We start from the raw sequence: 25,523 nt of genomic DNA, 5'->3' as shown, positions 1-25,523 counted from the left end.
TTACTTTAGCATTCCAACAAATTCACCTATGGTTTTTTCATCCATTGGCGCAATAATCTTATGTGCGATCGTTCCATCCGTATTGATCAAATACGTTGTTGGAATCATCAACACTTGATACGTTTCCATGATTTTCCCAACCTCATCTATAGGAATCGGAAATGTTAAACCATACGCATCGACAAATTGTTCGACTCCAGTGACACCTTTTGTTTCTTCTCTAGTTAAATTAACTGCAATAATTTCTACATTCTCTTTTTCTTTGTTCTTCTTATAATAATTTTCCATATGCGGCATTTCAGCTTTGCAAGGAGCACACCATGACGCCCAGAAATTAAGAATAACCTTCTTACCTTTGTAATCTGATAACTTGATGACATCACCAGAAAGTGTTGATAACTCGAAGTCCGGCGGTGTGTCTCCTTTTCCAAAACCAATCGCTTGATCTTTAGATGGAGCTTCTGATAATAGTAAATCTTCTAACTCGGCATCTGAAACAACCAAATTATCTCCCAACTTATTCTGCTCCACATTGGATTTCACAGTAAGTACAATCATCGTTCCAACAATTAATACAGTTAATATCATTCCGATTGTTCGTTTATTCACAATTGGCCCTCCGCTTCATATTCTGATATACGTTTTTGATATAAAGTTATTCCGAAAAATATGCTCATAATAAGCGTTGCGATGACAGGCGTTCCTGTGAGTCCTTGTTCTTGAAAGGCTGCTACAAAAACATGCACTCCTATGAATAAGACAGTTAATTGGACTGGCCAAACTGGTGACTTCTCAATAACAACCCAAACGAATAGCGCAAACGCGGCAAATCCTAAAACGGTCACGATTTGGGCAACGAGTCCGCCCTCATTTAAGACGACCATCATCACTTGATAAATCGATTGAATAGCAATCACTCCAACGAATAAAGCGGTTAGCTGATGAAATCCAAACTCTTTTTTTCTTATTTCCATAACAATTCGAAGTCCTGCAGCAAAAAGCCCGAGGTAAAAGCCAATAAGTCCACCGTGGAAATAGAGAATGGAAAGTGGCGAATGTATGACAGTTTTAAAATCCGTCAAGATCACACTAAATTTCCAAACAATGATGAAGTAAAATAGTGCGTCCGATAAGATCTCAGCTGGGTATTTTCCAAATCGAATACGAATAACAACATATGCAACAACAAACGCTATGATTAGCGCAAGCCATGTCGATGGAAGCGTCAACGTATAAATACTAAATAAGTTTGTAACAGGCATAATTCATAACCCCTTCGACTCAACATACCCTGTATTCTATCGAAATCAACTATGAATAGCGACTTTTTTGACCGTGAAAAAGCTCACCTTCGGATGAACGAAGGTGAGCCAATTCTGTATTATAGTGGAACGATTCCAACCGGATTAATAGCATTTCCGTAAGAATAGTACCCTCTATACAATTCGAAATGAAGATGTGATCCTGTAGAATCTCCAGTGCTTCCCATTCCACCGAGACGCTGACCTTTATCTACAGCTTGTCCCACACTAACACTTAGACTAGACAAGTGTGCATAGACAGTTGTGTACGTTGCTCCGTTAATCGAATGAGTAATCATTACATGATTGCCATAAGATGAATGCCATCCAGCACGGAATACAACTCCATCACCTGCAGCTAAGATTGGCGTACCGACTCTGTTCGCTAGATCAATTCCATAATGTACTCTGCGCTGACCACTGATTGGGTGGATACGCGTTCCAAATCCAGAAGAAAATCTTCCGCTTGCAGGTTTTGTCCACACTCCACTTGATACTGCCGGTATTCCAGCAGAACTTGAACTACCTGAACTACTTGAATTACTTGAGTTATTCAATGCTTCTTGCCTTTTGCGTTCTTCTTGCCTTTTGCGTTCTTCTTCCTTTTTACGTGCTTCTGCAGCCTTTCGAGCGACCTCAGCCATTCGTTTTTGTTCAGCAATGATTTCTTGTTCAACTTCTTTACTCATTTCAATAACTTCTGCAAATGATGTTTCAAGGTTTGCTTTTTCGACTTCTAATCTTTTCTTTTCTACTTCAAGTTCTTTCGCTAGAACAGCCTGTTGTTGTTTCTGTGAATCTAAAGAAGCTTTTAATTCCACAAGCTCAGCTTTTCTTTTTTCTTGTTCAGCTAATTTTTGTTCGACAAGTTTCTTATCGTTTTCAAGTTGTTGTTTATCTTCATTTTGTTGTTTTAAAATTTCACGATCTGCTTCCATAATTGAACTGACAGCAGAAAAACGGTCGATGAAATCTGCAAAACTATTAGCGCCCAATAAAACGTCTAGATAATTTACAGATCCACCGTTTATTTGCATAGCGCGTAAACGTTCTCGCAAGACAACATCTCGTTCTTCTATTTTCTTCTCAAGTTGCACAATCGATTCGAGAAGTGCTTCGATTTCAACATTCGTTTGAGCAATCTCTTCTTCTGTTTGTTGAATCAAGTTATTTGTCTCTTGTACTTTAGCGTCCAACACTCGAATTTTTTCTTGTATTGAATCTATTTTTGACACGTTTATATGTATCTCTTCTTCTTTTTCTTTAATATCGGTAGATAACTCACTTTTCTTTTCATCAAGATTCTTCTTTTCTATCTTCATATCACTAATTGTACTAGCAAAAACATGAGAATTCGTTAATGTGGAAGATACTAGTAATATCCCTAATAGTGAAGAGATTATCCATTTATTCTTTCTCAACGTGTAATTTCCCCTTTCAAATCTTCTCTCTCTATCTCTATACTCTTAGAAACTTTCGTACGGATATAAAACTTCCCCATACGCCAATGAATATGCCCATGAACAAAATCAGACCGTTTATTTGATAAAGGAAAGGCGTCACTTCTAGTAGTTGAAACAACTCGCCTTCTAGACGCGGTGCCAAATAATTGTATAGATTGTAATACGATATTGTAATGATACCCATCGGAACGATTGATCCAAGAATCCCTAGCCATACGCCCTCAAATAGAAATGGAATGCGGACAAAGGTATTCGTTGCTCCTACAAGTTTCATAATGTCTATTTCTTTACGTCTAGCAACAATAGTAACACGTATGGTATTGGAAATGAGAAACATTGCTGTGAACAGCAGTGCAATGACAAGTATAAAGCCTACATTACGTCCAGTGTTTAGTACATTGAAAAGCTTCTCTACTTTGCCTTCGCCATAAACTACTTCGTAAACGTACTCATATGCTTCAACCTTTTTCGCTACAAGCGCTGTCTGTTGAGGATCTGTGGACTTAATGTAAAATGCGTGTCGAAGTGGATTATCTTGTTTAAACAAACCAAATTCATCACCAAAACCTTTAATCATCTTGTCCAATTCCACTTCATTCGAAGAAAAGACTACTTCTGAAACACCTTCTGTTGCATTTAGCTTTTCTTCTAGGGTCGAGACTGCACCATCACTCGCAGCAAGGTCTACCGTCAATTTTATTTCAACGTCATTTTCAATATTGTCAGCTAATGTACTTAAATTCATCATTATGGCAATGAATACACCAACAAGTAGAAGTGTGACGGTTACAGCACTAATTGAGGCTGTCGTCATCCAGCCATTTCGACCGATCATTTTAAAACTTTCACGGAAATGGCGGCGAATCGTTCTAATTTTCATAGCCGTATTCACCTCCGTACTCATCACGGGTGATAAGTCCACCTTCGATTACAATTACTCGGTGTCGTATTGTATTTACAATTTCTTTGTTATGTGTTGCCATAACAATCGTCGTTCCACGTTCATTTATTTCTTGAAAAATCTTCATGATTTCCCAAGCTGTATCCGGATCGAGGTTCCCTGTAGGCTCATCAGCGATTACAACTTGCGGTGTATTGACAATCGACCTTGCGATTGAAACCCGCTGTTGCTCTCCGCCTGACAGTTCATTCGGAAACATGCGTACTTTTTGTGTAAGTCCTACAAGTGCAAGGACCTCGTTTACTTTCTTTTTAATTTGAGCTGGAGATTCCTCAATTACTTCAAGTGCATATGCAACATTTTCATATACATTTAATTTAGGTAAAAGTTTGAAATCCTGGAAAACGACTCCGATTTGTCGACGCAAGTGTGGGACTCTCTTTTTGCGAAGTTTTGCAAGGTTAATTCCATTTATAATTATTCGACCACTAGTCGCTACTTCTTCTCGATACATCATTTTGATAAATGTCGATTTTCCTGCTCCACTTGGCCCTACTACATAAACAAACTCGCCACGATTAATTTCGACATCAATACCGTTTGCTGCTACAATTCCATTTGGATATTTTTTATACACGTCTTTCATGACTATCATTCTAAAACCACCTGAAAATTAGTAGATTCACTTTAATCCAATACGCTTATTATAACACGATTCGAGCAAATAATTATTACAGTTGTGTTTCATTTAATCAACCCTAGAAGTGTTGGTACACTTGAGCATTAGTTATAAAGCACCATTTGGAGAGGGTGTCTCTATCACTATTAATCGAATGACCTAGCCTCATATTGTATTATTCTCCCTAGTAATTTTTAACCAATTACAATAAAACAAAAACTTACCAAGAAAAAATTCGTCAAAAAAACCGCTTCGATAAAATGTCGAAAGCGGTTTATGTGTTTCTTATTTCTTATCAGCTAACCATTTTGCAACTGCGTCAGCATCTGCATCTTTACCTTTTAGAATTGCAGGCATTCCACCTACACCGTTCATTACTACGTCTTTGATTTCTGCTTCAGAAAGTGTAGCACCTATTGTATCAAGTGCTGGACCACTCTTACCTTCTAAGTTGCCGCCGTGACAAGATACACAGCTTTGTTTGTAAACTGCTTCTCCGTCTACAACTGTAACTGCACCGTCGTCAGCAGGTTTGTCAGCTTTGTCTCCGCCGCCACATGCACCAAGTACAAGTAAAGCTCCAAATAATAGTGCCATTAACGATTTCTTCACTCGAATTCCTCCTCTGTAAATTAGCTTCATTACATATACAAGTATACCAAATCAAACCATTTTTGACTGTTTATTAACTACTTATTTCATTAGCTATCGTCAACAAACAGCGTCATATAGAGGTTTAGATACTTGTTTCAAAGCTGTGAACAATTCAATTCATCCTAGAAGGTAGTAATTTGTACTTCTAAGGTATAATATACACCAATTTTCGACTTCTAAAACCTACATTATAGAAGGAAAGTAATAACAGGTATTTTATTAAGAGATACGGGAACGTAAATAAGCATTAATGAACATATCGATTTCGCCATCCATAACCGCGCTGACATTGCCTGTTTCTGCATCTGTACGGTGATCTTTCACCATTGAATACGGGTGGAAGACGTACGATCGGATTTGGCTACCCCATCCAATTTCTTTTTGCTCGCCTCGAATTTCAAGAAGACGCGCTTCTTCTTCTTCAATTTTTAATTGATACAACTTTGCTCGTAACAAGTTCATCGCACGCTCACGGTTTTTAATTTGTGACCGTTCCGTTTGACAAGTTACAACTGCGCCCGTCGGAACATGTGTGATTCGAACAGCTGAATCCGTTACGTTAACGTGCTGACCACCAGCTCCGCTTGATCGATACGTATCAATTTTTAAATCTTCCGTCCGAATTTCAACATCAATGTCCCCGTCAAATTCAGGCATAACTTCGATTGATGAAAACGACGTATGACGACGACCTGACGAATCGAATGGAGATATTCTTACAAGACGGTGAACGCCTTTTTCAGCTTTCAAGTAGCCGTATGCATTATGTCCTTTAATCGAAAGCGTAACTGATTTAACTCCCGCTTCGTCGCCGGCTTGGTAATCAAGTGTTTCGACTTTGAAACCTTGGTGTTCTGCCCAGCGCGTATACATGCGCAGCAACATCGATGCCCAGTCCTGAGACTCGGTTCCACCTGCACCTGAGTGAAGCTCTAAAATCGCATTGTGGCGGTCAAACTCATCACTTAAAAGCATTTGCAAATCAAAATCATCTAGCTTTTTCATAAAGGTTTTTAAATCGGCTACAAGTTCTTCTTTCATCTCTTCATCAAGTTCTTCTTTCAATAACTCCAACGTCATTTCAAGATCTTCTTGAGTTTCAGTCATTTCATGAAAGTTTTCAACAACATCTTTTAATACGTTTGCTTCTGAAATGACTTCTTGCGCAGCATTTTGATCGTCCCAAAATCCAGGTTCTGCCATTACTTCATCAAGCTCTTGAATTCGTGCCTCTTTGTTTTCTAAGTCAAAGAGACCCCCTAAAATTCACTAATTTCTTAGCTGTTTTGTCGAGCTCATTGCGTACATCTGATAATTCCATCATTGTCTATTCCTCCTGAATTGGGTACCCGGTCGATTAGTTTCTTCCGTGGCAGTGTTTATATTTTTTACCGCTGCCGCAAGTACACGGATCATTACGACCAATGTTTACTGCACGACGGACCGGTTTTTTCGTAACTTGTTCACCGTCTTCTTTTGGATTAACGGCCTGACCTTTAATCACTTCTTCACGCTCAAGGTTATTACGGATTTCAGCCTTCATCGCAAACTTAGCTGCGTCATCGGCAATCGATAGCACCATTTCCTCGAACATCGCAAATCCTTCACTTTGATATTCACGTAGTGGATCTGTTTGACCATACGCACGTAAATGGATACCGTGACGCAATTGATCCATTGCATCGATATGATCCGTCCACTTCATATCAATTGCACGTAAAAGGATAACTTTTTCGAATTCGCGCATGCGCTCTTCCGTCATTTCCTCTTCCTTTTCATCATAACGAGCAAAAACAGCTTCTTTTACAAACTGCTCAAGTTCTTCTGCCGTTTTGCCTTCAAGATCAGCTTGGGTAATGCGACCTTCTGGAAGTAAATTCGCACCGATAAATTCTTCAAAACCTTTTAAATTCCAGTTTGCTGGTTCTTCATCTGTTGTATGCACACTAACAGAACGAGCGATGACATCTTCAAGCATCTTCTCGACAATGCCGCGAATATTTTCAGTTTCAAGAACTTCATTTCTTTCTTTGTAAATAATTTCACGTTGCTGACGAAGAACATCGTCATATTGTAGCAATCGTTTACGTGAATCGAAGTTGTTTCCTTCTACTCGCTTCTGAGCAGCTTCAACAGAACGGGATACCATTTTCGATTGAATAGGCGTCGTATCATCCATGCCGAGCTTCGTCATCATTGCTTTCATCTGATCCGATCCAAAACGACGCATCAATTCATCTTCAAGTGATAAATAGAATTGTGTAACTCCCGGATCACCTTGACGTCCAGAACGGCCTCGTAGCTGGTTATCAATTCGTCGTGATTCATGGCGCTCAGTACCGAGAACTGCAAGGCCACCAACTTCCGTCACGCCTTCGCCCAACTTAATGTCCGTACCACGTCCTGCCATGTTCGTCGCAATCGTCACAGAGCCTTTTTGACCGGCTTCTAAAATAATTTCTGCTTCACGACCATGGTTTTTCGCGTTTAATACATTATGCTTAATGCCGTATTTTGTTAAATAACTTGAAATGATTTCAGACGTTTCAATTGCAACTGTACCTACAAGAACAGGTTGCCCGTTGGCATTTCGCTCTTTAATATCTTCAGCAACCGCTTTGTATTTACCTTGGGTTGATGAATAAATTAAATCCGCACGATCATCACGAATGATTGGACGGTTTGTTGGAATTTCAACAACATCCATATTGTAAATATTACGGAATTCCTCTTCCTCCGTCTTCGCTGTACCTGTCATTCCAGACAACTTATCATACATACGGAAAAAGTTCTGGAACGTAATCGTGGCAAGTGTCATCGTTTCGTTTTGAACTTCCAAGCCTTCCTTCGCTTCAATCGCCTGGTGAAGTCCGTCACTGTAACGACGACCTTTCATTAAACGACCTGTGAAGGAATCGACAATGACAACGTTGCCTTCTTCAACCACATAATCGATGTCGATATGCATACTCGCATGCGCTTTTAGTGACTGGTTAATGACATGATTCAGTTCAACATGGCTGAGGTCAAATAAGTTCTCGATGCTGAATGATTTCTCAGCTTTCTCGATTCCTTTTTCAGTTAACACTACGCCTTTTGTCGACTCATCGAACGAATAATCTTCCTCATTAATGAGTCCCTTTACAAACATATTTGCCAATCGATACAGCTCAGCGGCTTTTGCAGCTTGCCCCGAAATAATAAGTGGTGTACGCGCTTCATCAATTAAAATCGAATCAACCTCATCAATTACGCCGAAGAATAAAGGACGTTGAACTTTATGGTCACTGTAAAGGACCATATTGTCACGTAAGTAATCGAAACCAAGTTCGTTGTTCGTACTGTACGTCACGTCTGCTGTATACGCTTCACGTTTTTCTTCCTTAGACATACTATTCAAGTTCAAGCCAACTGTTAATCCTAAAAACTCAAATAACGTCCCCATTTCAAGGGCGTCACGGCTAGCAAGGTATTCGTTCACTGTTACAACGTGAACCCCTTTGCGAGCAAGTGCGTTTAAGTAAACTGCAAGCGTAGATGTTAACGTTTTACCTTCACCCGTTTTCATCTCCGCGATATTGCCTTCGTGTAACGCAGCTGCGCCGATAATTTGCACGCGGAATGGCGTCATCCCAAGTACTCGAGTCGAAGCTTCACGAACGACTGCAAAAGCCTCTGCTTGAAGCTCTTCTAATGTTTCTCCGTTTTCGAAACGGTCCTGGAATTCTTCCGTTTTGCCTTTAAGTCCATCATCTGTAAGTTTCGCCATATCCGAAGCTAGTGCTTCTACCTGATCAGCAATCTTATCCAGACGTTTTAAGTCTCTTTTATTCGAATCAAACATTTTTGTTAACACGCTTAACATTCAGGTCACATCCTCATTAGGTTCACCCTTCATTTTAACACTGCCAAATGCATGGTGCAAATGCTCTACTTACTATTTTAATGAAAAGATTTGGTTTATCTTGTAAATCAAGTTCGTTTACGTATTACGTGCGGCTTTCTAGTCGACGTACTCTTCAATTTAACAACTCTAGAATTAATTATTGGACTAACAAATATACGTTTCCACAAAAAAGGAATCCCCAAGTAGTTTTCCACTTGGGGATTCGGTTTATTCATTTAGTTTGTTTCGATAAGACCGTATTTACCGTCTTTTCGTTTGTAAACGATGTTTGTTTCATCAGATTCTGCATCTGTGAAGACGAAGAAGTTGTGGCCTAGCATGTTCATTTGAAGAATTGCTTCTTCTTGATCCATTGGTTTCAAGTCGAATCGCTTCGTGCGGACAACTGAAAATTCTTGGTCATCATCTAATTGGTTATCAGTACCTTGAGCGTCGTTGCTTTTATTAACAGAAGCGAAAAACGCTGCAACGCCTTCACGCTCACGGAATTTACGATTCACTCTTGTTTTATATTTTCGAATTTGACGTTCGAGTTTGTCGACAATTAGGTCGATTGCTGCATATAAATCGGTATGACGTTCCTCCGCACGTAGCGTTAGATTTTTCATTGGAATTGTTACTTCTACTTTTGTTTGTTTGTCATTATATACTTTCATGTTTACGTTTGCATTTGCGTTCGCACCGTCAGTGAAATACCTTTCAAGTTTTTGAATCTTTTTCTCGACGTGTTCACGAATCGCTGGAGTTACCTCGATGTTCTCACCGCGAATATTGAAGTTTAGCATAAATGAACTCCTCCTTTATTTAGTGTTACTGTTTAACACTACACTTGTATACTTCTCTATCTGCCCCGAAAAACCCTTCTTAAAACATGTTTTATTTTATTTTTTTGTCGACTTTTGACGAAACATTGGTTTGACGAGGTTTGTAACATGAATTATTTTTTCCGTTTACTCTTTTCTTCAAATTCAGAACGTCTACGTAGTTTAAGTTCATTTACGATTAACTCTTCTGTCAGTTCATCTTCCACAATTTCGAAGCCATATAAATATCCATTTCGAGTTGGTTTTTTCCAAACGATTGTACCTTCCACATCAATTTGGCTTTCGTATAAAGTAAAACTTAGGTGGAGTTGAATAGGATTTCCTTCAAGTGGTATATCAAACTCTGCAAACAATCTAGCACCACCTGGACTCAAATCAATTAATGTACAATGTCCTAATTTTGATTCCTTCCTCGTTCCGTTTACAAGTAGAATTCTGAACTTTGCTTCAAGTGGTTCACCAAATGTATATCTAAAATACTCTGCACGTTTGTAGTACACTCGCTACACCCCGTTCCTTAACATATCTATCTCTTCCCTTTATTATACCATACATACTTATTTTCAATAACCTTTTGTTCAGTGTAGAAAAAGTCGATTTTTTGGTTGATAAAATTTTTATTGTAACTTAGAATTCTCGTTTCAGAAAATTAATAAGGAAGCGAACGGGAACGCAAACAGCACAAACCTAAGCATTGGTTTGTGCTGATCGTCTGAACTACTTTATTTAATAACCTAGAAACTCGGCTTTCCTTTTCTCTAAAAATGCCGCTCTTCCTTCTTTAAAATCTCTTGATTGAAAAACAATCGCTTGTCCGTATGCTTCAAGCTCCAAAATATCTTCTAATTTTGAATACGCGGCTTGATGCATGATTCTTTTTGCCATTCCTAGCGTTTTTGTTGGTCCTTTGGCGAGGGATACTGCAAGTTCTCTTCCTTTTTCTATCGCAGTTCCATTAGGTACGACTTCATTGATCAATCCCATATCCAAAGCCTCGCTTGCGCTTACCTTCTTACCTGTAAATACTAATTCTGCTGCTTTATGCATTCCAATTTTTTGCGGTAAGAAATACAATCCACCCATATCTGGAAGTGCGCCAACCTTCGCAAAAATCTCAGAAAATACGGCATTTTCATCTGCGATAATTAAATCACATCCAAAAGCTAAGTTGCACCCCGCCCCAACTGCCGGCCCGTGAACCGCTGCAATTACGGGCTTCTCCATATTATAAATTCCGGTCGTGACCTCGTGACCTTTTTGTAAAAACTCCTTAACTTCCACCGGATTTGTGGCGTCCATTCCAAAGTCCTTTAAATCTCCGCCCGCACAAAAACCTTTTCCACTTCCATACACTAATACAGCTCGAACTTCTGGATCATCTCCAGCTTTTTTTATTGCCAATGCTAAATCTATCGACATTTCTTTATTAAATGCATTCAGACTTTCCGGTCGATTTAATTCAATTTCAAAAACACCATTCTTTAAAAAGGTGTTAACTGTAGACATTACAGTTCCCCTCCTTCCTCTTCAGCTGCTTCGAGTTATTTCCCTGTAAAACTTGGCTTCCTTTTTTCTAAAAATGCTTGTACGCCTTCTTTTACGTCTTCTGTAAGAAAAAGCTCTTGAAATAATTCCGCTTCCCTTTCAAGGGCTTTAACCAAAGGAAGCTCAATGCCTTCGTCGACTGCCTTTTTAATGTTTCGTATCGCAATCGGTGAATTCTTACAGATCTTTCTAGCGAGTTCAAGTCCCGCTTCCATTCCCTCGCCTTTAGGTACTACTTTATTTACTAAGCCAATTCGGAAAGCTTCATCGGCTGTAATATGTTCGCCTGTATACATCAATTCTTTCGCTTTTGCCTCTCCAATAAGCCTAGGCAAACGTTGGGTTCCTCCGCCACCTGGGAGCAATCCAAGCGTGCATTCTGGAACCCCTAACAAAGCCTGTTCCTCTGCAATACGCATGTCGCAAAGAAGTGCAAGTTCACAACCGCCGCCAAGAGCAAATCCGTTAATAACCGCAATAGTTGGTTTCGAACAAAAATCAACCTTATTTAATGCCCTATGTGTTTGTAAAAACTCTGGGAGTAGATTCGGGTTCCCCATTTTTTCTGGGAACTCTTTAATGTCCCCACCAGCCATGAAAGCTCTTTCTCCAGCACCTGTTACAATGACCGCTAGAACTTCATGATCTGTATTTAACTCCGTGAAAACTTCATCTAACCCTTTTATAACAGCTGCACTCAATGTATTCATTGGTGGATTATCAATCGTTACAATGGCAATTCCGTCTTGTTTGTCTACTTTTACAACAGGCATGTCCGTTCCCCCCACACTCTTTTTTGTAAGTCGTTTTTCTCTTTATTTTTATTTCGGTTGCATACGAATGGCACCATCTAAACGAATCACTTCACCATTGAGCATCGAATTTTCTATGATACTTTGAACCAATTGAGCATATTCAGTTGGTTGACCTAAACGTTTTGGAAATGGCACCATTGCGCCTAACGCTTCTTTCACATTGTCTGGTGAAGCAGCAAGCATTGGCGTTTCGAATATACCTGGGGCAATCGTCATCACACGGATGCCGTATTCCGCAAGATCTCTTGCAATCGGAAGTGTCATTCCAACAATGCCTCCTTTTGAAGCACTGTAAGCGGCTTGACCAACTTGACCTTCAAATGCAGCTACAGAAGCGGTATTGACAATTACGCCTCTTTCACCATCTTCATTCGGTTCATTTGTAGCCATCTTTTCAGCTGCCAAACGAATCACGTTAAATGTTCCAATTAAATTTACTTCAATCGTTTTTCGGAATACACCCAAGTCAAACGGACCTTTGCGACCGTAAGTTTTTTGAGCAGTCCCGATCCCTGCACAGTTTATAACTCCCGTTATCTTGCCAAACTTTTCTACAACTTGATTGAGCGCTGCTTGTGTTTCTCCTTCGTCCACAACGTTCGTTTGAGCATAAAGAACATTCTCTTCTCCTAATTCTCCAACTAACTTTCTACCACTTTCTTCGTTTAAATCAAGAATCGCTGCCTTTCCACCCTGATTCACTACATTTCTTACCGTAGCCTCTCCTAAACCTGAAGCTCCACCCGTAACAACAACAACACTGTTTTTAATTTCCATTCTTCTCTCTCCCTTAGTCTTATTTATTTTTATTTATTTGAAATACTACTTTAAAACCCATTGAATCGAAATATTTTGAAATCTCTCGTCAAAGAATGACCCATTAGTGAATTTATCTAAGCCCCTATTTTCATTCTAGGTTCTTATTGGATTACTGAAGAATCTTCTTTGCAATGATTCCCTTCATAATTTCAGTTGTTCCCGCGTAAATCGACGTAACCGCTATGTCTCGGTACCTACGAGCAATTTCATATTCTTCAATATATCCATAGCCACCATGAAGTTGTAAGCACTCTGCTGCAACTCGTTTTGCCATTTCACTTGTCCACCATTTTGCCATCGATACTTCCTTCACAATATCTTTATTATTAAGATGTTGTTCCGTAAGCATATTTACATAAGTTCGACCTAAGTCGATTTCAGTAGCCATTTCTGCTAACTTGAACTGAGTATTTTGAAAGTCTGCAATCCGATTTCCGAATGCTTTTCGTTCTTTTGTATAATCAATAGTAAGTTTCAACATTACTTCAGCTTCGACCTGAATTTGAATTGCACAGATTAAGCGTTCTTGTTGTAGCTTTTCCATTAGATAATAGAATCCTTTTCCTTCTTCTCCTAAAATATTTTCTGCTGGTACTTTTACATCTTCAAAGATGAGTTCGGCCGTATCGCTTGAATGAAGGCCAATCTTCTCGAGTTTTTTACCTCGTTTGAATCCAGGCATTCCCTTCTCAACGATAAATATGGATATACCGCGATGTGCAGGCTGGGCTTTAGGATCCGTCTTACATACGACCAAGACATAATCTGCATTCAAACCATTTGTGATAAATGTCTTTTCGCCATTTATTATATAATGGTCTCCTTCTTTTCTTGCAGTTGTGCTAATTCCTGATAAGTCCGAACCGGCGCCAGGTTCCGTCATTGCGATAGCCGAAATGTATTCCCCAGTCACACTTTTGGGTAACCATTTTTGTTTCTGTTCTTCAGTTCCATAAGTCGCTAAATAAGGAGCTACAATGTCTGAATGAAGACAAACACCACTGGCTAACCCAACTCCCACTTTCTCTAGTTCTTCTGTCAAAACCATAGAATATGAGAAATCAAGACCTAATCCGCCATACTTTTCATCTACCCATGGCAATAAAAAACCGTTTTCTCCAAGCTTTAACCACATTTCTCGAGGAATTCCGCGCTCCTCTTCCCACTTTTTATAATGTGGATATGCCTCTATATCTAACATTTTCCGAAGTGCTTCTCGGAACATATCATGTTCATTTGTTAAGAAGGATGCTTTCATCGATTTAATCTCCTTTTATGAAATTATTGTAACTCGCTTTCGAATTAAAATGCCTTTATTTTAAAAGACTCTCATTCATTTATTATTTACAGGGAGATTCCTAAAAACTTCATCATTATGCTCCCCTAATTTTGGTGGTGCTGTTCGAATCGAACCAGGTGTTTTTGAAAGTTTTATCGGTATTCCAATTTGTTTCAAAGTTCCAGAACCTGAATAATCGACATCAATAATCATTTCTCTATCTAAAACTTGTGGATCTTTTATCATTTCCTCAAAATTCAATACAGGTGCTACGCAAGTGTCGACACCTTCAAATATAGCAACCCATTCTTCAAGTGTTTTTTCTTTAATCACATCTTGTATTTCTACTTTCATTTTATCTTGTTCTGCTTGCGGAGCCTCTAGGGACTCGATTAGAGATTCTTTTCCAATCACCTGGCAAAACTCTTTCCAAAACTTCATTTCTAAGGAACCAACAGATAGATAGCGTTGATCTTTCGTTTCATAGACCTCATAACTAGCCACACCACCTGCTAATCGAGTTTCTCCCCGTTTAGGCAATTCCCCAGTAACTAAGTATTGAGGAAGTAATGTTTGCATTAGCGAAAGGGAACCATCCATCATCGATATATCGACAAATTGCCCTTCACCGGATTTGTTCCTTTCAAGTAAAGCAAGCAGGATTCCGCTTGTTGCCATCTGCGCTCCACCCGCAAGATCCGCAATTTGTGTCGAGGACATAGCTGGTTTTCCATTTTTCTCCCCTTGAAGCTCCATCACTCCTGCATAGCTTAAGTAATTCATATCATGACCTGGCAATTGCGAATATGGACCTGTTTGACCAAACCCAGTAATTGCACAATAAATTAACCCTTTATTTATCTCCTGTAGCTTTTCATAGCCAACACCCAATCGATCCATTACACCTGGTCGAAAAGATTCCACTAACACATCCGCGGTTTTTACCAACTCCAAAAACATATTCTTCCCATGTTCTGACTTTAAATCGATACTGACACTACGCTTATTTCTATTTAATGAATAGAACATAGCTCCTCCAGTATCCGCGATAACAGGGTCTTCCCATCTTGCGTAATCGCCCATTTTAGGCTCTTCAACTTTTATTACATCCGCTCCGAAGTCCGCCAAAGTTGATGTGCAATATGGTCCTGGCAACAGGCGACTCAAATCTAAAACCCTGATATTTTCCAATGGAAGTGACATTTTAATTAACTACTCCTTTTCGTCTTGTTGTAAACAAGTTTTTAATTGTCATCTATTTTAGAGTTATTAAAGGATAACTCGACCCTGCTTATCAAAGTAATAATTTCAGTATATAATCCCCAAATTTCTCCTTAACTTCATCTAGTGTTAAGCCACTATTTGGCCGATACCATTGATAGGTCCAGTTCATTGAACCAAGAATCATCATTCGAACAAATGCTGGATCTTGGACATTAAATTCTCCAGTAGCAAGCCCTTTTTCGATCACTCTATCGAATGGATCCGAATAGAGTTTACGATATTTTAGTACCTTCTCTATTTGATCTTCGGCATAAAACTCTCTAGGACTGATCAGCACGTTATTCGTTTCCTTACAACCTATTACATAATCGATATGCGTTTCAATCATTCTTCGAAGGATTTGTTCAGCCGTTCCACCTTCATTTAAATTCTCTTCCAGATCTTTTATTCCTTGAGTAAATATAAAAATATGGCACTGGTACAATAAATCATTTTTATTTTTAAAATAATAATACAAAGAACCTTTAGTCATTAGCAGTTCCGCTGCAATATCTTCCATTGTTGCACCTGCATATCCTTTTTCATTTATAAGCTCTATAGCTGAGGCGATTATTTGTTCTTTCTTTTTTAATATTCTTCGTTCAAAAAGCTTCACTCTTCTGTCCACCTCCTAAATTACTGATTTCAGAACTAATTAATGTGAATATACTTTTTGGCTCTTCATTTAATAGATAAGGTTGAATTTCTACCTACTAGCAATTCTTATGGAGTGTAATGGCTTTCAAAATTTATTAATCTATCCTTTATGGGCTACTAATTTAATTGCCTAAGAATAATCCTAATAAAGCTATGATTTCAAAATCCTTAATATTTATTAGTTAAAAAAGCACCTTTTTAAACTTAATTTATTAATCTGATAATTCTCAACATAAAATTATTCTACCAGTGATTTATTTTATTGCAAGCATTTTTTCGAATAGCGTTATAATTTTGAACCCAGTTTAATCTATCCGTGAATCTCAAAACTAAAAATCCTGAAACGCGAAAAACCACAGTTAAACCGAGTATGATTAGGTCAAAAACGCAATCAATGCAAATTGGTTAACTGTGGCATAAATAGATCTAGTTTGGTCAGGTTAAAGTCTTATTCATCCTCCAAAATATCTACTAGTTTCTTAGATTTAAAAAGATGAATGTTCATCAAAATTAAGCTGGCGGTCATTAGTGGTAAACCAATTGCAATACCTATATGTAAAGGCTCTTTCAAGAAAGCAACACCCAATGCTATCGAAATAAAAGGGATGATAAATGTTACCATCACTGCAAGGAAGGGACCACTTGAAGTGATAATACTATAGAACAAGACGTAACCAAGTCCAGAGCTTAGGCTACCTAGAATAAGAAGCGGAATCAATACTTCTAGCGTTCCAAGTTGTAAAAAAGATTGAGGTTCTAAAAACAAACTAATTGGTCCATTGATAGCTACCGAAACTGCTAGTGTCCAAAAAGCAATCTGAAGAGGTGAAGTGTCTGAGAAGTATTTTGCGATCAACACAGAATTGAGTCCATACGCTGTTGTGGAGCAAAACATTAGAAGTGCATGTGGAAGGGAGAATTCACTACCCACTGCTTGTCCGGAAAAAGTAATTAGACAAACTACTGCAATGAATCCGATAACCAAGCTAACTACCTGGTTTGGTAATGGTTTTACTTTTATTAAGAACACTGAAAACACTACGGAAAATAACGGGGTCGTCGCATTTAAAATACTGGTAAGTCCAGTATCTATGCCCTTTAATGACAAACTCGTAAAATACCAAGGAAGTGCCGCGGCCAAGGATACTACAAATAGAAAAAACAAACTTACTTTCATATTTATTCGATATTTTGAAATCAGTATGAAGGGGATTAGTGGAATTAATCCAAACAAGCTTCGTAAAAAGGCAACTCCAGTAGGGGAGAAGGTATCTAAAAGAACTTTTGTCCATAAAAATGAGGAACCCCATAATACACTTAATATTAGTAAATACAAAATGGATTTCATTCTTTTTTCACCTCTTCTATCCTCGATCTAAATTACACATATCGTTTACAACGCCAGTCTCCTTGCCGGCGATTGTCTTTGACAACTTCAATCATCCGGCACAGCATATTCGAACATTTCATTCGCTTTTATAAAAAATCTTAACAAATTCTTTCACTTTAATATTTTGTAAAAGCACGCATTTCCAAATTGATTCAACCACAACTATTTTACTCGTACACAAGCCTTTTTGTCTGACTCATCGTTCCAGCAAGTGTCTCAACAATCTTTTCGTTGTCGGTAACTGTTGTATGGACGGTTGCGTTCACCTCTTCAAGGGATGCGCTTGACTCAGCAAGGAGGTCTGAAAATGTAACTGTCATTTGCCCAATATCCGCCGTTTCTTTCGTGATGGCACCCATTTTTTCATCAAACACACTAAACTTCTGGTGCAACTCGCTAAGTGTTGTGTGCATCGATTCAACTTGAGTCTCGGCCATTGTTGTCAATTTCACTTGGTATGAAAGCTTATCGGTACTACTCGCAAGATTTAGTCGAGAACGATCATTGGTGATGTTGACATCAGATAGATTTTCATGAATTCCCTTCAACGTATCCGCTGTCATTCCAGCAAGTTTTCGAATTTCAGTTGCCACAACCGCAAAGCCTTTCCCGTGCTCGCCTGCCCGTGCCGCTTCGATTGAAGCATTGAGCGCAAGAAGATTGGTTTGATCTGTTATCGTCTCTATCAATCTCGCAAGCTCGTTGGTTTTCATAATATTATCTGTAAGTGCATCAAAAGATGAGTTTAGTTCGCTCAAAAATGTTTCAACTTCTTGCATACCACCGCGTAAATTATGCATGACGTCAACGATTTCTTTCGATGCATCGCGCATTTTTAATGTGTCCTCATTCATTGTATGCGTTTCAGCATGCATTTCAATCACTTCACTTGTTGTTCGTTCTGCATTTTCCGCAATTCTGGCGATTTGTGACGCTTCTTGCTCAACCCCTGCTGCAACTTCACCCATAATCCCAAGTAATTGGTGCTGAGCCTCAAGATGGCGCGAAGCGGTTTCACTAATAGCTGTTAAATCTTCCGCTACTTTTTCGACTCCCCGATTAAGTGCTTCGTGCCTTTTTGACTCTTCTAGTGCGCTCACCACTTGTTCGATAGAAAATGCCTCCACTTGTTGTTCCAACTTTTTGGTCTGTTTGATTTGAATAAAAAGACCGGTCGCCATTAAAACTAAAACTAGCGCGAGGCTCCCTTTACTCTCTGCTATCTGTTCTTGGTAGGGATAGCTAACAAGGAATACCCCCAATACCACAAGGGCTAAGACAAAACCGTACGACATGATTCGCATAGATAAGTGAACACTCGCTATTCCTACAATGAAGAACGCGATGCCTACAGTGGCAACTGAGGGTGCTCCGACAACCCCACTATAAATCGTTGCAATTGCTGTTACCGTGAGCGTAATCCAAGGAAATGCTTTTTCAAAAACTACCCATTTTTTCGAAAGCAGAAAAAACAGCACTGTGCTGGCAACAGAAACGCCCATACTGATTATTTTCATCGTTTCTTGTCCGGATAGCATATAAAATATAAACCCAATAAAACTAGATCCGCCCAATGTAATAAATAAAATAAAGTTTTTGTTCGCAAATTCCTTCTGTCTGAGTGCTACAACATTTTGCATTGACTTCCCCCTTCGTAAATTTCTTAGTTCCTCATCTGAATAGCTTCTTCGTGCGTTTCCTGGATATAACGTGCAATTTCTTCTTGCTCATCCGTCAAATTGGTTAATGTTGCACTTAACTCTTGCACCGATGCGGTACTTTGTTCGATGATGCCGGCGAAATCGGTTGTGCGTTCTCGAATCGTTTCGCTATCCTTAGATATTGTAGAAAAATCATCAATAAAATCAGATAGTTCTTCCTGAAGTTTCGTCATTGAGACAAACAACTCATTAAACGATTCGCTTGAATCATCCGCTACAGCCATTTGAATACTCATTTGCTTCAACCCATCGCTAAGTTTCGACAAAGCTAGTTCATTGTATGTATTCACTTCTCCCAAATTATCATCAATTTGTTTAAGTGTCTCATCTGTTAATCCAGCCAACTTTCGAATTTCATCGGCTACAACAGAAAAGCCTTTTCCATGTTCGCCTGCACGGGCAGCTTCGATACTTGCATTCAGCGCCAACAAGTTTGTCTGATCCGTTATTACCTTAATGGAACTTGCCAACGCATTCGTTTCGTTAATTTTATCGGACAGAACTTCAAACGTTTCATTTAATTCCTTGAAAAAGTCACTGAACAAATCAACACTATCTTTTAAGTGTACAATTTTCGTCGTGCCCTCATTTGCTTTTTTCCCTGCATCATTTGCTTGTGCAGTTACCTCTATTAACCCTTTTGCAATTTCTTGAACTGAATGATACGTACGTTCAGCATTCTCTGCAATGTCCGAAATATGATCCGCCTGATATTGGCTACCAACACTTACTTCATTTACCGCAACGAGCATTTCGCGTTGTGACATACCGACTGTTCTCGTATTGTTATCCAGAATTTCTAAGTTCGAAGTGATTTTTACAACGGCCTCATCCAACTTACGAGCTTGTGCCTCTTCGTCAAGCGCTCTCATTGTTGTAAGTTCAATCAATTCCTCTACATGAGTAAACATTTTTCCATTTTGACGTGCCAAAAGAAAAAGTCCGATACCACAAAGAAAATGAAGTAAAATAAGATTCGTTCCACTGGCTTCAATTACTTCTGGGCTCATAAACGTATGATTGTTGTAGAGAAGTGCAACTAAACTAAGGCCATATGCAAACGCCATAATCTTCATCTGTGCATGAATGGTTCCCAAAATTAGCATTAAAAAAATAATACCTAAAGTTCCTAAATTTGAAACTGAAGAAAATAATAAACTCATAACGATGCTAAATATGAATAGAAGTAAAATATATGGCAATACACGTGATATTAATTCTACCCGTCGACCAATACTATAAAAAACAATCGCCAAAACAAGTGGAATCGCAATTGATAGGATGGTTTGCATTCCTGAATTTAAGACGATTTGTGCAAGTAGGCCTAGTCCAGCAGCAAGCCCAAACGCAAGACTCATTATTTCATTCTTTCGATTCCAATCCGTTCGTTTCAGTTCTATAATCGTCATCGTAAATCCCCCCTTTATATTCAGTTTTCAAAAGAGTACCACTATTTACACTTTATCATTTATGAATCAGTATTCATATAGATTTATCACTATAATTTTACAGTACTTCAAAAAGACGGTAGAGAAATAAATCTCCACCGTCTTCTTGTTTATTGTTTCGTATCGTAAAACGTGCCATCCCTCGCCACTTTAGAGTAGGGATTGATATAGGTTTTCATATGATCTTTTTTGGACTGACTTTCGGATATGTTGATCTTAATCTGCTTCCTGATCAGCGTAAGTTTTTTCTCGACATCTGCTTCCATAGCAATCAGTTTTTTACCGAGCACTTCTTCTTCAGCAGTAAAAGGTGCTACAATTTGTCCTTGTAACAAATCTCGCTCATCCAAATACCCTTCAACGTCGGCAATAATACCTTCTCGCTCATCTGCTGTCGTTCCGGCGATTGGAATCGCCAACAACTTCTCAGTGACATCCAACCAAGCAGTCATTGCCTCGCGAATCATATGCCATCCATATTTCCGTACTGTTTTGAACGATTGATTTGAATGACTTGTTTCCACGTATCCCGAAACTCCGTAATGATACCAGCAGCCTCGTCAAACAAAGCACTGTCGTTTTTAATGTTCCCGTCAATTAGACGACTGTTTGCAAATTCATACAGAATAAGCATGTTTTCTGAAATAGGAACAGACTTGTCCAACGTCAGCATTAGTTCTGAAATGATCGCCTGCGCTTTTTGGATTGCTGTATTTTTCTCTTCCAGATTCCCATTCTCAAGCGCTCTTTTTCCTTGTACAATAAACTTCAAGCAACCGTTGTACAACATAAGTGTTAGTTCACCCGGTGTCGATGTTGTAACCGTGTTGTTTTGGTAGGTTGCGTAAGGGTTGTTAATAGCCATTTTATATCTCCTTTTGTAGTGCTTTGATTGTTACATGCCTCCGCCGAGTGCACTCATTAAACCGGCTGATTGTGCGTTTGCACGGTTGATGGCTTGCTCCATTGCTGAGAACTGTCTCCACATTCGATTTTCTTCAGCTTGTAGACGTAACTCGAATGTCTCGATTTGTTTGTTCAATGAAGATAATGAACGCCCCATAGTGAATGTTTCATTTCCATCACCGATTTTTCCAGCTCTTTTAGAAATATCTTTTCGGCTATCATCCACAATCGTTTTCAATCTACGAGCAAATCCTTGGTCTTCTATTTTATCTCCGTCTTTCGAAAAAAGCTGATGCACCTTACTCGGATCATCATTAATTGCTTTTCGTAAATCGGTTTCATTTATGATTAGTTTTCCATTCTCTGTATAGCTCTTCGATGCTGTAATCCCTATATCCGCAAGAGTCGTTCCGCTCTCTCCACCAACATTCCCCATTAGGGCTGTTCGCATTTTCGTTAACATGCTTGAAAGGATTGGATCATTTCGAAGCGTTCCACTCATCGCTTTTTCTTCCCATTGCTCAATTTCTTTTTCCTTCATATCTGCCTTTTCTTCCGCAGATAGAGGGTGGAAAGAGCGATAAACAGGCTCACGGATTTGCTTGTTCAAGTCTTCGATTAATTTGTTATACTCATCGACAAATTTAACAACGTTTTCAACAATTGCATCTGTATCGGGTGCCGAACTGAATGAGATCTCTTTGGCGTTCGCTTCTTTTAGCGTGAACTCAAATCCATTTACTTCGACTTTATTCGTCGACCGTTCCATTTTAAGACCGTTTACATGGAAAATGGCATTTTGACCGGATGCAACTTCCTGACCGACTAAGCCAAGCCCTATAGCTAGACTCCCTGTAACAACGATTTCTTTTTCACCTTCAGGAAGTTTTCCACCGTGTTTTGATGTCATCGCAATTTTACCTGTTTTTGAATCAAAAAAAGCATTTACTCCTGACTCTTTATTAATCTTATCGATCACGTCTGATAATTTAGCCGTCGACTCGAAAGTAAACTCTGTACCCGGTTTAAGTACACCGTCTTTATCTATTGCATCAATTTTAATTGTAGTTCCACTAATCCCTAACTCAGCCAAAGTTGAGCCTGTAGATTTTCCTTTTGCGCTCGTTATTTCTGAACTTTGCATTGTCGAATTTCGCGCCAACTGATCAATTTTTATCGTTCCTGAAAAGTCACTAGTCGAAGTTATACTTCTGATTAACACATCATCAGGCGAAGAAATCGTCACTGTTTTACTTGAGTATTTATTTGACAGAATCATATTATCAAATGCCATCTTACTAAAATCATTCAGCCTACGGTTCGCCGTGCGGTAATTATCAACTTGCCACTCCGTAAATTGCTTTTTTTGGTTGATTTTATTAAGTGGGATACGCTTTGCATTCATCATGTCTCTAATAATCGAATCTGTATCAATTCCAGATGCCAATCCACCTATTCTCACAATCCATCACACTTTCTATTTTATATTTTTCGGTCGACGAGCAAGCCTACGAACTCTCGCATAGCCGCGTGAATATCCATTAGTTTTCTTGATGGTATTTCCTTAATAACCTCATCGGTGTCTGAATCGACGATTGTCACATAATACTCGTTAAGTTCATCATGTAATTGAAATTTCAATTGAGAATTTGCACTCTTTAAAAACGTATTCATGCTATCCAACATTTCTTTTGCTTCTTCAACTGGTAGAGGGCGTTCATCCGAAGATTTGGTATTTGCTTTCAAAGATACAGCTTGTATGGGCGCGACACCTTGAATATTCTTGTCTTGAGAAGCCTTTCCAACTGGGCTGCTTGTTTGCGCAGTGGATACACTACTATCTATTCGATTTACCATATACTCACAAACCTCCTTGAACTTAAGAAATATGCATTACTATTTATATCGGCATATTGGAATAAATGTTAAGTGCTCGAACGAAGTATAATTACCGGTATTTTGGTAATTGAAGATGGCTCGAATTCATAAATCCTATTTTAGGCTACTATCTAACTTCTTCTCTAACTCTTTAATTTCACTTTGATAACTTTGAATCTTCTTGTTAAGTTGGACACTCTTAGCGTTAGAAAGATTATTTTCAGAAGCAAACTGTGCAATCATTTTCATTTGATTTAGCTTACTTTCAATCTTTTCGAGGACTTTGTCGCGCGCTTTAACTTGTTTTAATTGCTGTTCGAGTCGTTCAATTTCATGCTTTGTGTTTTCATTCTTCATGATTAACTCCTTTTTGGGATGTACTTTCTATGTATATCGTCTAGTTGTGTTTGTTTTCAATCTTCTAGTTAAATATATTCAGTATCATTAAACTTTACATATCCAAAAAACGCGACCCGGAATCCGGATCGCGTTTTTATTAACCATATTAACGTAATAATTGAAGTACGCCTTGTGGTTGTTGGTTGGCTTGCTTTGCCGCTATGTCTTTCGACGATAGAATAGACTATATCTTCACCCTTCGATTTCTCGAGAGGGGCTGGGCGCTTCGGGAATAATTACTTTCCCTACGGATTTCATCGTCATAGCATTTTGCGTTAGACGGTTTACCCTAGTCGTTGAACGTTCCCCACGGTTTCCCGATAGGGGCTTCGCTGCTGATTGTCCAATCTCTTCTTTTTCAAACCATCGCGTATACCGTTTCCAGTTCCGCTGTGGTAGAAGAGCTCTAAGGAGGTTCCAGCAATTCACCCAGTTGTACTCTTACCCGTTACCAAGTAAGACGCCCTTGAATTGATTACCTAAGGAGTTGCAAAACACCTTGTGGCATCTGATTCGATTGAGCCAACATTGCTTGTGCTGCTTGAGTTAAGATGTTGTTCTTTGTGAACTCCATCATTTCAGCTGCCATATCTACATCCCTTATACGTGACTCAGCTGCAGTCAAGTTTTCAGAAGATGTTCCAAGGTTGTTAATTGTGTGCTCTAGACGGTTTTGTTTAGCACCCATCTGGGATCTTTCATCAGAAACTAATTGAATAGCATCTGCAATCTGTGTGATGGCAGCTGTCGCAGCATCAGCATCAGTAAGGGCTACAGTAGCAACACCTAGTGCGGCAGATTGCATATCAGCAAAATCAACTACTAGTTGCTGATCCTCATTTGCTCCAATTTGGAAAGTGAATGATCCAGTAGTTCCACCTGTTACATCTAATAGATTTTGTTCGTTGAATTGAGTAGTCGTTGCAATGCGATCAATTTCTATAATTAGATCATCCATCTCTAGCTGTAATTGTCCACGATCTTCCGCTGTGTTCGTATCATTACCAGCTTGAACTGCTAACTCCCTCATACGTTGAAGAATATCATGTGTTTCGTTTAAAGCACCCTCTGCAGTCTGAATCATAGATATTCCATCTTGAGCGTTTTTCCCTGCCATATCTAGACCACGAATTTGTCCACGCATTTTCTCGGAGATTGCAAGACCTGCTGCGTCGTCTCCTGCACGGTTAATCTTTAGTCCTGAAGATAGTTTCTCCAAGTTAGCTGCTGCTGCGTTGTTGTTTGAACCTAATTGACGGTGCGTGTTAAGTGCTGCGATGTTGTGATTGATAATCATTATTATTTCCTCCTTGAGTTTTGAGGTTCACGTCCTTGTGAACCTTGCTTATATTGTTGCTCACGGAGTAAGAGCCGGCCGAACTCTTATCTGCCGCTTACATTAGTTATATCGGATCGTTGCTAAAGGAGTTTAGTCGTTTAAGTAAATTATTCTTTTTTCTTTGTTAATTGTGAAAAGAGTGTGGCATCGAGTGTGATTGCTTCCGTGTTTGTGTCGGATATGGATTGAACAAGTTCACCGCGCAAAATGTCGACAGACTTTGGTGCTTCAATGCCGATTCGTACAGTATCGCCCTTCACTTCTAATATACGTATTTCGATATCATCACCGATGTGGATGGTTTCGCCTGATTTACGTGAAAGTACGAGCATAGG

General features: G+C 39.0%; 26 protein-coding genes. All 26 read right to left on the bottom strand.

Going from position 1 to position 25,523, the window contains the following annotated elements:
* The 26 genes from ACXYMX_RS00745 to csrA all read right to left on the bottom strand — a co-directional run bounded on the left by ACXYMX_RS00745 (position 1) and on the right by csrA (position 25,520).
* Positions 1-609 (bottom strand): redoxin domain-containing protein, encoded by a 609-nt coding sequence (locus tag ACXYMX_RS00745; protein ID WP_459042297.1) that lies wholly within the window; start codon positions 607-609, stop codon positions 1-3.
* Complete coding sequence (locus tag ACXYMX_RS00740) at positions 606-1,262, bottom strand: hypothetical protein (RefSeq protein WP_459042296.1); 657 nt, start codon at positions 1,260-1,262, stop codon at positions 606-608. The genes ACXYMX_RS00745 and ACXYMX_RS00740 overlap by 4 nt, the downstream gene beginning before the upstream one ends.
* Positions 1,263-1,381: 119 nt before the next feature.
* Positions 1,382-2,722 carry a murein hydrolase activator EnvC family protein gene (locus ACXYMX_RS00735; protein WP_459042295.1) on the bottom strand — a complete coding sequence of 447 codons (1,341 nt, stop codon included), beginning with the start codon at positions 2,720-2,722 and terminating at the stop codon, positions 1,382-1,384.
* Positions 2,723-2,759: 37 nt separating this feature from the next.
* Positions 2,760-3,644, bottom strand: coding sequence for a permease-like cell division protein FtsX (gene ftsX, locus ACXYMX_RS00730; RefSeq protein ID WP_459042294.1), 885 nt, complete (start codon positions 3,642-3,644; stop codon positions 2,760-2,762).
* A complete protein-coding gene (ftsE, locus tag ACXYMX_RS00725) occupies positions 3,634-4,320 on the bottom strand; it encodes a cell division ATP-binding protein FtsE (protein WP_459042293.1) in 687 nt (228 codons plus the stop codon). Before ftsE ends, ftsX begins: the two co-directional genes overlap by 11 nt.
* Before the next feature lie 309 nt (positions 4,321-4,629).
* Entirely contained in the window at positions 4,630-4,956 is a 327-nt protein-coding gene (gene cccB, locus ACXYMX_RS00720; protein ID WP_459042292.1) for a cytochrome c551, read from the bottom strand.
* A gap of 261 nt (positions 4,957-5,217) precedes the next feature.
* A protein-coding gene (prfB, locus tag ACXYMX_RS00715) for a peptide chain release factor 2 (protein ID WP_459042665.1) occupies positions 5,218-6,319 on the bottom strand; the annotation gives its coding sequence in 2 pieces (ribosomal slippage) (positions 5,218-6,246 and positions 6,248-6,319; 1,101 coding nt in all).
* A 36-nt stretch (positions 6,320-6,355) separates the two neighbouring features.
* Positions 6,356-8,863: a preprotein translocase subunit SecA gene (gene secA / locus ACXYMX_RS00710; protein WP_459042291.1), complete on the bottom strand. Its 2,508-nt coding sequence runs from the start codon at positions 8,861-8,863 to the stop codon at positions 6,356-6,358.
* A gap of 257 nt (positions 8,864-9,120) precedes the next feature.
* A complete protein-coding gene (hpf, locus tag ACXYMX_RS00705; RefSeq protein ID WP_459042290.1) occupies positions 9,121-9,690 on the bottom strand; it encodes a ribosome hibernation-promoting factor, HPF/YfiA family in 570 nt (189 codons plus the stop codon).
* 152 nt (positions 9,691-9,842) lie between these two features.
* Complete coding sequence (locus ACXYMX_RS00700) at positions 9,843-10,229, bottom strand: PilZ domain-containing protein (protein WP_459042289.1); 387 nt, start codon at positions 10,227-10,229, stop codon at positions 9,843-9,845.
* A gap of 226 nt (positions 10,230-10,455) precedes the next feature.
* Positions 10,456-11,235 carry an enoyl-CoA hydratase/isomerase family protein gene (locus ACXYMX_RS00695; RefSeq protein ID WP_459042288.1) on the bottom strand — a complete coding sequence of 260 codons (780 nt, stop codon included), beginning with the start codon at positions 11,233-11,235 and terminating at the stop codon, positions 10,456-10,458.
* A 35-nt stretch (positions 11,236-11,270) separates the two neighbouring features.
* Positions 11,271-12,047, bottom strand: coding sequence for an enoyl-CoA hydratase/isomerase family protein (locus tag ACXYMX_RS00690; RefSeq protein ID WP_459042287.1), 777 nt, complete (start codon positions 12,045-12,047; stop codon positions 11,271-11,273).
* Positions 12,048-12,095: 48 nt separating this feature from the next.
* A complete protein-coding gene (locus ACXYMX_RS00685; protein WP_459042286.1) occupies positions 12,096-12,866 on the bottom strand; it encodes a 3-hydroxyacyl-CoA dehydrogenase in 771 nt (256 codons plus the stop codon).
* A 151-nt stretch (positions 12,867-13,017) separates the two neighbouring features.
* Entirely contained in the window at positions 13,018-14,166 is a 1,149-nt protein-coding gene (locus ACXYMX_RS00680) for an acyl-CoA dehydrogenase family protein (RefSeq protein WP_459042285.1), read from the bottom strand.
* Between the two features lie 75 nt (positions 14,167-14,241).
* A complete protein-coding gene (locus ACXYMX_RS00675; RefSeq protein WP_459042284.1) occupies positions 14,242-15,390 on the bottom strand; it encodes a CaiB/BaiF CoA transferase family protein in 1,149 nt (382 codons plus the stop codon).
* A gap of 91 nt (positions 15,391-15,481) precedes the next feature.
* Positions 15,482-16,066 (bottom strand): TetR/AcrR family transcriptional regulator, encoded by a 585-nt coding sequence (locus ACXYMX_RS00670; protein WP_459042283.1) that lies wholly within the window; start codon positions 16,064-16,066, stop codon positions 15,482-15,484.
* Between the two features lie 489 nt (positions 16,067-16,555).
* Positions 16,556-17,455 (bottom strand): DMT family transporter, encoded by a 900-nt coding sequence (locus ACXYMX_RS00665; RefSeq protein WP_459042282.1) that lies wholly within the window; start codon positions 17,453-17,455, stop codon positions 16,556-16,558.
* A gap of 209 nt (positions 17,456-17,664) precedes the next feature.
* A complete protein-coding gene (locus ACXYMX_RS00660) occupies positions 17,665-19,137 on the bottom strand; it encodes a methyl-accepting chemotaxis protein (RefSeq protein WP_459042281.1) in 1,473 nt (490 codons plus the stop codon).
* A 23-nt stretch (positions 19,138-19,160) separates the two neighbouring features.
* Entirely contained in the window at positions 19,161-20,627 is a 1,467-nt protein-coding gene (locus ACXYMX_RS00655) for a methyl-accepting chemotaxis protein (protein WP_459042280.1), read from the bottom strand.
* Positions 20,628-20,776: 149 nt separating this feature from the next.
* Positions 20,777-21,190, bottom strand: a complete 414-nt coding sequence (locus tag ACXYMX_RS00650; RefSeq protein ID WP_459042279.1) for a hypothetical protein — start codon at positions 21,188-21,190, stop codon at positions 20,777-20,779.
* Complete coding sequence (gene fliS, locus ACXYMX_RS00645) at positions 21,130-21,531, bottom strand: flagellar export chaperone FliS (protein ID WP_459042278.1); 402 nt, start codon at positions 21,529-21,531, stop codon at positions 21,130-21,132. The genes ACXYMX_RS00650 and fliS overlap by 61 nt, the downstream gene beginning before the upstream one ends.
* A gap of 30 nt (positions 21,532-21,561) precedes the next feature.
* Complete coding sequence (gene fliD, locus ACXYMX_RS00640) at positions 21,562-23,034, bottom strand: flagellar filament capping protein FliD (RefSeq protein WP_459042277.1); 1,473 nt, start codon at positions 23,032-23,034, stop codon at positions 21,562-21,564.
* 20 nt (positions 23,035-23,054) lie between these two features.
* Entirely contained in the window at positions 23,055-23,429 is a 375-nt protein-coding gene (flaG, locus tag ACXYMX_RS00635; protein WP_459042276.1) for a flagellar protein FlaG, read from the bottom strand.
* A gap of 135 nt (positions 23,430-23,564) precedes the next feature.
* Positions 23,565-23,807, bottom strand: coding sequence for a hypothetical protein (locus ACXYMX_RS00630; RefSeq protein WP_459042275.1), 243 nt, complete (start codon positions 23,805-23,807; stop codon positions 23,565-23,567).
* A gap of 517 nt (positions 23,808-24,324) precedes the next feature.
* Entirely contained in the window at positions 24,325-25,146 is an 822-nt protein-coding gene (gene hag, locus ACXYMX_RS00625) for a flagellin Hag (protein WP_459042274.1), read from the bottom strand.
* Between the two features lie 149 nt (positions 25,147-25,295).
* Complete coding sequence (gene csrA / locus ACXYMX_RS00620; RefSeq protein ID WP_459042273.1) at positions 25,296-25,520, bottom strand: carbon storage regulator CsrA; 225 nt, start codon at positions 25,518-25,520, stop codon at positions 25,296-25,298.
* Between the last annotated feature and the right edge of the window lie 3 nt (positions 25,521-25,523).

This window comes from Sporosarcina sp. CAU 1771 (assembly GCF_054482775.1).
The sequence above is the reverse complement of the archived record's forward strand: the minus strand, read 5'-3'. Positions and strand labels throughout refer to the sequence as shown.

Excerpts from the sequence above, each read along its gene's own strand:
- ACXYMX_RS00740 (WP_459042296.1), bottom strand. The coding sequence starts at position 1,262 with ATGCCTGTTACAAACTTATTTAGTATTTATACGTTGACGCTTCCATCG.
- ftsX (WP_459042294.1), bottom strand. The coding sequence starts at position 3,644 with ATGAAAATTAGAACGATTCGCCGCCATTTCCGTGAAAGTTTTAAAATG.
- ftsE (WP_459042293.1), bottom strand. The coding sequence starts at position 4,320 with ATGATAGTCATGAAAGACGTGTATAAAAAATATCCAAATGGAATTGTA.
- secA (WP_459042291.1), bottom strand. The coding sequence starts at position 8,863 with ATGTTAAGCGTGTTAACAAAAATGTTTGATTCGAATAAAAGAGACTTA.
- hpf (WP_459042290.1), bottom strand. The coding sequence starts at position 9,690 with ATGCTAAACTTCAATATTCGCGGTGAGAACATCGAGGTAACTCCAGCG.
- ACXYMX_RS00695 (WP_459042288.1), bottom strand. The coding sequence starts at position 11,235 with ATGTCTACAGTTAACACCTTTTTAAAGAATGGTGTTTTTGAAATTGAA.
- ACXYMX_RS00690 (WP_459042287.1), bottom strand. The coding sequence starts at position 12,047 with ATGCCTGTTGTAAAAGTAGACAAACAAGACGGAATTGCCATTGTAACG.
- ACXYMX_RS00685 (WP_459042286.1), bottom strand. The coding sequence starts at position 12,866 with ATGGAAATTAAAAACAGTGTTGTTGTTGTTACGGGTGGAGCTTCAGGT.
- ACXYMX_RS00680 (WP_459042285.1), bottom strand. The coding sequence starts at position 14,166 with ATGAAAGCATCCTTCTTAACAAATGAACATGATATGTTCCGAGAAGCA.
- ACXYMX_RS00675 (WP_459042284.1), bottom strand. The coding sequence starts at position 15,390 with ATGTCACTTCCATTGGAAAATATCAGGGTTTTAGATTTGAGTCGCCTG.
- ACXYMX_RS00665 (WP_459042282.1), bottom strand. The coding sequence starts at position 17,455 with ATGAAATCCATTTTGTATTTACTAATATTAAGTGTATTATGGGGTTCC.
- ACXYMX_RS00660 (WP_459042281.1), bottom strand. The coding sequence starts at position 19,137 with ATGCAAAATGTTGTAGCACTCAGACAGAAGGAATTTGCGAACAAAAAC.
- ACXYMX_RS00655 (WP_459042280.1), bottom strand. The coding sequence starts at position 20,627 with ATGACGATTATAGAACTGAAACGAACGGATTGGAATCGAAAGAATGAA.
- fliS (WP_459042278.1), bottom strand. The coding sequence starts at position 21,531 with ATGGCTATTAACAACCCTTACGCAACCTACCAAAACAACACGGTTACA.
- flaG (WP_459042276.1), bottom strand. The coding sequence starts at position 23,429 with ATGGTAAATCGAATAGATAGTAGTGTATCCACTGCGCAAACAAGCAGC.
- ACXYMX_RS00630 (WP_459042275.1), bottom strand. The coding sequence starts at position 23,807 with ATGAAGAATGAAAACACAAAGCATGAAATTGAACGACTCGAACAGCAA.
- hag (WP_459042274.1), bottom strand. The coding sequence starts at position 25,146 with ATGATTATCAATCACAACATCGCAGCACTTAACACGCACCGTCAATTA.
- csrA (WP_459042273.1), bottom strand. The coding sequence starts at position 25,520 with ATGCTCGTACTTTCACGTAAATCAGGCGAAACCATCCACATCGGTGAT.